Annotated in this window: 9 protein-coding genes; 2 read left to right on the plus strand and 7 right to left on the minus strand. The window is 65.2% G+C overall.

Features of this window, described 5'->3' with window-relative positions:
- Positions 1-14: 14 nt before the first annotated feature.
- The 6 genes from AC2FME_RS17320 to AC2FME_RS17345 all read right to left on the minus strand — a co-directional run bounded on the left by AC2FME_RS17320 (position 15) and on the right by AC2FME_RS17345 (position 5,435).
- Complete coding sequence (locus AC2FME_RS17320; RefSeq protein ID WP_496801099.1) at positions 15-2,525, minus strand: heavy metal translocating P-type ATPase; 2,511 nt, start codon at positions 2,523-2,525, stop codon at positions 15-17.
- Positions 2,526-2,593: 68 nt separating this feature from the next.
- Complete coding sequence (locus AC2FME_RS17325; RefSeq protein WP_496685748.1) at positions 2,594-3,034, minus strand: c-type cytochrome; 441 nt, start codon at positions 3,032-3,034, stop codon at positions 2,594-2,596.
- A gap of 73 nt (positions 3,035-3,107) precedes the next feature.
- Entirely contained in the window at positions 3,108-4,004 is an 897-nt protein-coding gene (locus AC2FME_RS17330; RefSeq protein WP_496801100.1) for a c-type cytochrome, read from the minus strand.
- Positions 4,005-4,013: 9 nt separating this feature from the next.
- Entirely contained in the window at positions 4,014-4,586 is a 573-nt protein-coding gene (locus AC2FME_RS17335) for a c-type cytochrome (protein WP_496801101.1), read from the minus strand.
- Positions 4,587-4,640: 54 nt separating this feature from the next.
- Positions 4,641-4,961 carry a hypothetical protein gene (locus AC2FME_RS17340; protein ID WP_496801102.1) on the minus strand — a complete coding sequence of 107 codons (321 nt, stop codon included), beginning with the start codon at positions 4,959-4,961 and terminating at the stop codon, positions 4,641-4,643.
- A gap of 24 nt (positions 4,962-4,985) precedes the next feature.
- Complete coding sequence (locus AC2FME_RS17345; protein WP_496683079.1) at positions 4,986-5,435, minus strand: c-type cytochrome; 450 nt, start codon at positions 5,433-5,435, stop codon at positions 4,986-4,988.
- A 210-nt stretch (positions 5,436-5,645) separates the two neighbouring features.
- Between AC2FME_RS17345 and AC2FME_RS17350 the strand changes: the two genes are divergently transcribed.
- On the plus strand, positions 5,646-5,918 hold the full coding sequence (locus tag AC2FME_RS17350) for a hypothetical protein (RefSeq protein WP_496685579.1): 273 nt from the start codon (positions 5,646-5,648) through the stop codon (positions 5,916-5,918).
- Here AC2FME_RS17350 and AC2FME_RS17355 read toward each other — a convergent pair whose 3' ends face one another.
- Positions 5,919-6,581 (minus strand): L,D-transpeptidase, encoded by a 663-nt coding sequence (locus tag AC2FME_RS17355; RefSeq protein WP_496712002.1) that lies wholly within the window; start codon positions 6,579-6,581, stop codon positions 5,919-5,921.
- A gap of 302 nt (positions 6,582-6,883) precedes the next feature.
- On the opposite strand from AC2FME_RS17355, the gene AC2FME_RS17360 reads away from it, so the two are divergent.
- Positions 6,884-7,283, plus strand: a 400-nt coding sequence (locus tag AC2FME_RS17360) for a substrate-binding domain-containing protein (protein WP_496801103.1), incomplete at its 3' end; no start/stop codon positions are given.

The raw sequence follows: 7,283 nt of genomic DNA on the forward strand, positions 1-7,283 counted from the left end.
GGTTCCCTCCTTGTCTAGTCGGCATTGGCCGGGTTGAGCGTCAGGATGCGGGTTTCTTCGGGAGCGTCGTGTGGTGTTCGGGCCGGTTTCACCCAACGCAGCCGCAAGGCGTTGGACAGGACGAAAACGCTGGACAGCGCCATCGCGCCCGCGGCCAGAACCGGCGACAGAAGCGGCCCGCCGAACGGGTGCAGAACCCCGGCGGCCACCGGGATCAGCAGCGTGTTGTAACCAAAGGCCCAGAACAGGTTCTGCCGGATGTTGCGCATGGTACGTCGGCTGATGTCGAACGCGTTGACCACGCCGGTCAGGTCACCGGAGATCAGCACCACGTCAGCCGCCTCGATCGCGATGTCGGTGCCGGTGCCGATGGCAATGCCCACATCCGCCGCCGCCAGCGCGGGCGCATCGTTGATGCCGTCGCCCACGAAGGCCAGCTTGCCTCCGTCTGCGCGCAGGCTTTCGAGCGCTGCCACCTTGCCTTCGGGCAGTACCTCGGCGACCACGTGGTCGATGCCCAGTTGCGCGGCGATGGCCCGGGCCGTAGCGGCGTTGTCACCGGTGATCATCGCGACCTTTAGACCCAGGTCATGCAAGGCCTGGATGGCGGCAGGCGTACCGGGCTTGATCGGATCGGCCACGGCGATCACCGCCGCGATACGCCCGTCGATCGCGGCATAGAGAGGCGTTTTCCCCTTGGCGGCCAGGTTCGCGCCGCGCTCTGCCAGCCCGCCGATCTCGATCCCCTCGCGGGCCATAAGGCGGTCGGCGCCGATCAGAACCCGGTGACCTTCGACCATTGCCTGCACCCCGTACCCGGTGATCGAGTCAAATCCTTCGGGACTGGGTAGGGTCAGCCCGCGGGTCTCGGCGGCCCGGGTGATCGCGGTTGCGATCGGGTGTTCCGACGTGGCCTCGACCGCGGCGACAAGGCGCAGCACCGCGTCCTCGGTCATGCCGTCGGCCACGATCAGGTCGGTTAGTTCGGGCCGGCCCTCGGTCAGCGTGCCGGTCTTGTCCAGCGCAACGACGGTGGCTTCCTGAAGCATCTGCAGCGCGTCCCCCTTGCGGAACAGCACACCCATCTCGGCCGCACGCCCGGTGCCCACCATGATCGAGGTCGGCGTGGCCAGACCCATGGCGCAGGGGCAGGCGATGATCAGAACCGAGACCCCGGCCACCAGCGCCAGGCTCAGCGCCGGGTCCGGGCCGAACAGCAGCCAGACCAGAACCGTCACCACGGCAACCGAGATCACGGCCGGAACGAACCACAGGGTGATCCGGTCGACCAGACCCTGGATGGGCAGCTTGGCCCCCTGTGCCTGTTCTACCATCTGGATGATCTGCGCCAGCATCGTGTCGGCCCCGACCTTTTCGGCCCGGAAGGTCAACGCCCCCGTTCCGTTCACGGTGCCGCCAACCACGGCGGCGCCCTCGGCCTTTTCGACCGGCACCGGTTCGCCGGTGATCATGCTTTCATCCACATAGGACCGCCCGGTCAGCACGGCGCCATCCACCGGGATCTTCTCGCCGGGGCGGACATGCACTATGTCGCCCACGACGATCTGATCGACGGGCAGTTCCACCACGCGGCCATCGCGCTCGACCCGCGCGGTCTTGGCTTGCAGCCCCACCAGCTTGCGGATCGCCTCACCGGTGCGGCCCTTGGCGCGCGCCTCGAGGAAGCGGCCCAGCAGGATCAGCACCACGATGACCGCCGCCGCCTCGTAATAGACGTTTGCGGTGCCCGCCGGCAGAAGATCGGGCGCAAAGGTCGCCACCAGCGAGTACCCATAGGCCGCCGCCGTCCCCAGCGCGACCAGCGAGTTCATGTCGGGCGCGCCCCGGAACAAGGCCGGAAAGCCCTTGGTATAGAATTGCAGCCCCGGCCCGAACAGAACGATCGTGGTCAGTACGAATTGCAACAGGTGGCTGGTCTGCAGACCGATCGTCTGGGCAATCAGATGGTGCATTCCGGGAACGACATGCGCGCCCATTTCCAGAACAAAGACAGGCAGAGCCAGGATCGCGGCAAAGCTTGTGCGCCGGGCCAGGTGCTGGATTTCCTCGGTTTTGCGGTCCTCGGGCTCGGGCCGTGCCGCGTCTCGGAGGGTGGCGGCGTAGCCCGCCGCCGTGGCCAGCGCGGCTATGGCCTCGGGCGTGGTGGAGCCTGCCACATAGCGGACCGTGGCCGTTTCCGAGGCCATGTTGACCGAGGCCGCCACGACCCCCTGCCCCGCCGACAGCGCCCGTTCCACGCGGCCCACGCATGAGGCGCAGTTCATTCCCTGAATGTCCAGCGTGACCTCTTCGATCGCGGAGGGATACCCGGCCGCCTCGAGCGCGCCGAGGATGGTCGGCAGGTCAGCGGGCGCGTGGAAATCGACCTGGGCGCTTTCGCTGGCCAGGTTGACCGAGGCGTCCTCTACGCCGGGCACGGCCTTCAGGGCTCGCTCGACGCGGCCGACGCACGAGGCGCAGTTCATTCCTTGAACCTGAAGTCGGGCGTGTGAAATCTGGGTCATGTCGTCACCATTGAATCGCTGCTGACCCGCTACATAAGGGTTCCAGCAGGTGGAAGGTCAAGGTGCACTCAGCGAAAGTCCTCGAAAGGTCCGCCGTCTTCGGCCTCGGTCCGCAGTTGCTGCATCTCGCGCTCGCGTTCCGTCCAACTGGATTTGATGAAACCGAGGATGTCTCGGATCTCTGCATCGGTCAGGGTATCGGCGAAACCGGGCATGCCACTTTGTACCCCGGTCACGCCCATGCGTTTCAGCGTCTCGGCACCGCCCAGCTTGGTATAGGCGAACAGCATACCGTCTCCGTGATGCCAAGTATGGCCGGTGCGGTCATGCGGCGGGGCCGGCAGAACACCGTTGGCGTCGGGCGTCTGCCAGTCCGGCTGACCCTCAAGGTTGGCCCCGTGGCACGCGGCGCAGTTCTCGGCATAGAGCACCGCCCCCCGCACCGGATCGGAGGGTTCGTCACTGAGGTCAGCGCCTGAAATCCATCCAAAGGCGCCAGCAGCACCCATCACGACGGCGGCCGTCAGCGCCACCCAGGGCAATGTCGTCCTGCGCGGATGGCCCCGCGGCTCCACCTTTTCACTATCCGTCATGGTCGTCCAACAAATAGGTGGCCATGGCGCGGCGGTCTGCTTCGGTCAGGAAGCTGGTGCCGTAGGTCACGACCTCGCCCATGGCACCGCCGAATACGTCACCGTCGGGCATAATGCCGGTGCGCAGGGCATAGGCCAGGTTGTCGACCGTCCAGCCCAGCCTCTGCAGGGTTTCATAGTCGATGGCCGGCGCCTTGTCCCCGCCCGGCAGTGCATCACTGCCCTTGAAATGCTCGGTATCCGATTTGCGGGCACCAAACAGATTGCGCCCGGTGTGGCAGGCGGCACAGTGAGTGGCGCCTTCGACCAGCAGCCGGCCGCGGTTCCACACATCACCTTTGCCGGGGACCGGATCGGTGCGCGGAGGCTCGAGGAACGCCGCGCGCCACAGTTTCAGCCCCCAGCGCTGGTTGAAGGGAAAGGCCATCTGCTGCGCGCGGGACGGCGTGCCCACCGGCGGCACGGTCTGGAACGCCGCCCACAGGTCGGCAATGTCCTGATCGGTGAAATCGGCGTAGAACGGGTACGGGAAGGCTGGGTAATAGGGCTGCCCGTCCGGCGCCACGCCTTGACGCACGGCCTTGGCAAATTCCTCGATCGACCAGCCGCCAATGCCGTGGTCCGGGTCTGTGGTCAGGTTCGGGGAATACACCGTGCCAAAGGGTGTTTCGAGCTTGACGCCGCCGGCCAGGGGCGCGCCACCCTCGGCGAAATTGGTGTGGCAGGCGATGCAGCCGCCCGCCCGCGCCAGGTAGGCCCCGCGGTCAACGTCGCCCGTCAGCTCGGGCAGTTGCGGCGTCAGACCGATTGGCCACGCGACCACGGCGGCCAGCCCCGCCGCAGCCAGTACGGCAGAGGCAAGGCCCAAGCGATAGATGCGTTTCATCGTGGCACCCTATTCCGACCGGAACCGCGTGTGACAGGCCGAGCAGTTCTGGCCCAGCATCATGAACACGCCATCGGCGGGCATCTCGGACAGCTCCTCGCGCCCGGGGGTTCCGCCCATCATGGCCCCGCCCCCCATCATCGAGGCGCCACCCATCATGCCCGATCCGCCCATCATGCCGGACCCCTGACCGGCACCGGCCATCATCAGCCCGTTGTCGGCCGCAAGGACCAGCCCCTCGGCATAGGTCTGCAGCTGCTCGGCCAGTTCGGCGAAGGCTTCCCAGTCCTGCCAGATCTCGGGTTTGGCCTCGGAGGGCATGCCGTCGCTGCCTTCGGGGAACAGCCGTGTCATGCTGTCACCGGCATGGCGCCCGATCGTCTCGGCCGCGCGCCGGACTGCGGCGGCGTCATAGGGTGTCTTGCCCTGCATCATCGGCGTCAGGGTCTTCATCGCGTCCTTCATGGCGGACATACCGTCCATGCGTTCCTTCACGATCCCGGTGGCGCCACCATGCGCCAGGGCGGTTACGGCGATCATCGACGCCAGCACGGCTCCTGTCGTCAGTTTTGAAAGGGTCATCGTCTTGTCCTGTTTGTCTGCTTCAACTCGCCCCCGAAAGGGGCCTTTCGTGACTCAGGACACGGCGCGCGGCGGGGGCGGATCGAACAGGGCCACCGGCAAAATCCGGTACCGGCCCGGCGGGATGGCACGGCGGCTGATCCTTGATACCAGAGCGGAAACGACGGGCGCGGCCACGGTCATTGCCACGCCGTTGCAGAATGCCCCGCCGTGGCAATGACCCGGGTGGCCCTGTTCGACATGGTCGGGGTCGGATGCTTCCAGATCGACGACGGCATGTGTACCCCCATCGCCCCCATGCGCCAAGGCGGGTTCCGAGAACACCAGAACACCGGCCAAGACCAAGCCCAAGGCCAGAAGCCACCGTCCGATCATCCTGTCCGCCCAGCTGTGCAAGGTTCAGTCTATCCCGTTCTCGCGCTGCAGTTCCCTGACATAGGCAACGATGCCCTGCACGTCTGCACGGGTCAAGCCAGCGACCGGCGGCATGTCGCCAAAGCGCCAGTGATGGGCCTGAACACCATATTGAACCGCCCGCTGAAAGGCCTCGTCCCCGTGGTGGCTGGGCTCATAGATCTTGTGTACCAACGGCGGCGCCAGCCCTTCCAGCCCCGTCGCATTCATTCCATGGCAGGCTGCGCATTTAGCGTCAAAGGCAACCTTTCCCATCTGCGCCTGCGCACTGAACGTCGCCGGCACCCGGACCTGCGCGATTGGTTCCCCCTGCGACAGCGACGACGTATCGGGCACCGCCATCGAATGGCCCGTAGGCTGCTGGTTGAAGTTGTAGACAAATACGGCAGCGCCCGCGATCAGAACGCCGCCAATCAAAAGCGTCAGTTTGTTCATCGGCTCGTTTCACTTGGTTGTAGATGCATTCGCGGTTTGCGCGTCTTCTGCCGCCTTACCGCGCTGGAAGGTCAACCCAAATTTGTTCGCAACGCCCTGCGCAGAAAAGCCACGCTGTCACACCTATTGTACGCAGCGAATTGAACTGCGCGCGTCAGGATGCAACTTTGTGCGGCAAACGGACCGGGAAACAGCACGGGGAAGTACACGATGTTGGCCAAATCGGACTTGAAATATGCGGCAGTTTTGCTGGCAGTGGGCGCCTGCACGGAAACCGCGTCGATGTCCGGCGCGTCCGCGCCCGGCGACCTGGCCAAGGTGCCCGAAGGGGTGATCGCAATTGCCGCGCCCGGCCAGAACCTGAACGCGGTTCGGATCATGCCCGAGGATGGGTGTTACTGGTACCGCCATGTCGGCCCGGTCGAGACGACCTATCTGCCGCTCAGAACCGTCGAGGGGCGCCCGATCTGCGCCCGCGCCTGATCAGGCCGAGGCCGTGATCGGCTGCTCGGGCGGGTAGAGATGTGCCGTGGCGCCGGGCTGAACCCGGTCATACAGGCCGATGATATGCGCCATCACCATGCGCACGCAGCCTGAACTGGCGCGGCCACCTATTGACCGGGGATAAGGCGTGCCGTGGATGCGCAGATAGGTGTCGCGGTTGCCCTGATACAGATAGAACGCCCGCGCCCCCAGCGGGTTTTTCGGCCCGCCCGGCATGCCGTCGGCGAACTGGGCATAATCCTGCGGGTCGCGGCGGATCATGTCGGCGGTGGGCGTCCAGCGCGGCCATTTAGCCTTGCGTTTGATCGTATAGGTTCCGGGCTCGTACAGATCACCGCGCGCGATGGCCACGCCGTAGCGCATGGCGGTACCGCCATCTTCGATGAAATACAGATACCGCGCCACCGCATCCACATGGATGTCGCCGGGTTTCAGCGGCCGGTTGGTCTGAACCCGGCGGGGCAGGAACCGCGGATGCAGCCCCCAGGGGTTCGACGCGGCCGGATCGTAATTGGCCGGCGTGACCTGCGCATCCCATGCTGCCCATTGAGACGCGGTCGCGGCCGAGGCAGGCAACGCACCCAGAATCGGCTGCGAGAACAAGGCAAGCGATGTCGCAACAAAGTGTCGTCTGGTCAGCATATCAACGCTCCTGTCACCCGGCCATCGGTATGATTCGAAACTGGATCACCAAGATCCTCGAATCGGGGCGCCGAGTCCATTCACTTGTGTGTATGGGGCCATTTTCCCTGCACGCCAGGTGTCATTTGGGCCGCCTCATCTCCATTTCAGCAGGATTCGGCGCAGGAGATCCCGCAAAAACCCGAACCCTGCGCGCTTTGTCATGAAACTGTTACACTGCCGTTACATAAGCGTCGCACGTCCCGCTTAGAGCAGTCGCCAAGGCCGCAGGGGGCGGCCAAAGCTGAGTTTCAGGAGTGACCATGACCACCATCAAACTGACCGCTTCGGTTCTGGCAATCACCGCCATTGCTGCGTCTGCTGCTTCGGCGCGCGACGCCATCCGCATCGTCGGATCTTCGACCGTGTTCCCGTACACCCAGGCCGTCGCCGAGCAGTTCGCCAACAACACCGGCGCAGCCTCGCCCATCGTCGAATCGACCGGTACCGGCGGCGGCATGAAAATCTTCTGCGAAGGCATCGGTGAAAACACCGCCGACATCACCGGCGCATCGCGTGCCATGAAGGCCTCGGAATACGAGCTGTGCCAAAAGAACGGCGTCACAGACATCTCGGAAGCCCTGATCGGGTTCGACGGCCTGTCGATCGCCATCTCGCGCGGCAATGATCAGGACTGGGACCTGTCGCTGGGTGACATCTACT

This window comes from Ruegeria sp. BHSC026 (assembly GCF_059613065.1).

What these genes read in the sequence shown, in the direction of transcription:
- AC2FME_RS17340 (WP_496801102.1), bottom strand. Translation starts at nt 4,961, where the DNA reads ATGATCGGACGGTGGCTTCTGGCCTTGGGCTTGGTCTTGGCCGGTGTT.
- AC2FME_RS17345 (WP_496683079.1), bottom strand. Translation starts at nt 5,435, where the DNA reads ATGAACAAACTGACGCTTTTGATTGGCGGCGTTCTGATCGCGGGCGCT.
- AC2FME_RS17335 (WP_496801101.1), bottom strand. Translation starts at nt 4,586, where the DNA reads ATGACCCTTTCAAAACTGACGACAGGAGCCGTGCTGGCGTCGATGATC.
- AC2FME_RS17320 (WP_496801099.1), bottom strand. Translation starts at nt 2,525, where the DNA reads ATGACCCAGATTTCACACGCCCGACTTCAGGTTCAAGGAATGAACTGC.
- AC2FME_RS17350 (WP_496685579.1), top strand. Translation starts at nt 5,646, where the DNA reads ATGTTGGCCAAATCGGACTTGAAATATGCGGCAGTTTTGCTGGCAGTG.
- AC2FME_RS17330 (WP_496801100.1), bottom strand. Translation starts at nt 4,004, where the DNA reads ATGAAACGCATCTATCGCTTGGGCCTTGCCTCTGCCGTACTGGCTGCG.
- AC2FME_RS17355 (WP_496712002.1), bottom strand. Translation starts at nt 6,581, where the DNA reads ATGCTGACCAGACGACACTTTGTTGCGACATCGCTTGCCTTGTTCTCG.
- AC2FME_RS17325 (WP_496685748.1), bottom strand. Translation starts at nt 3,034, where the DNA reads ATGGGTGCTGCTGGCGCCTTTGGATGGATTTCAGGCGCTGACCTCAGT.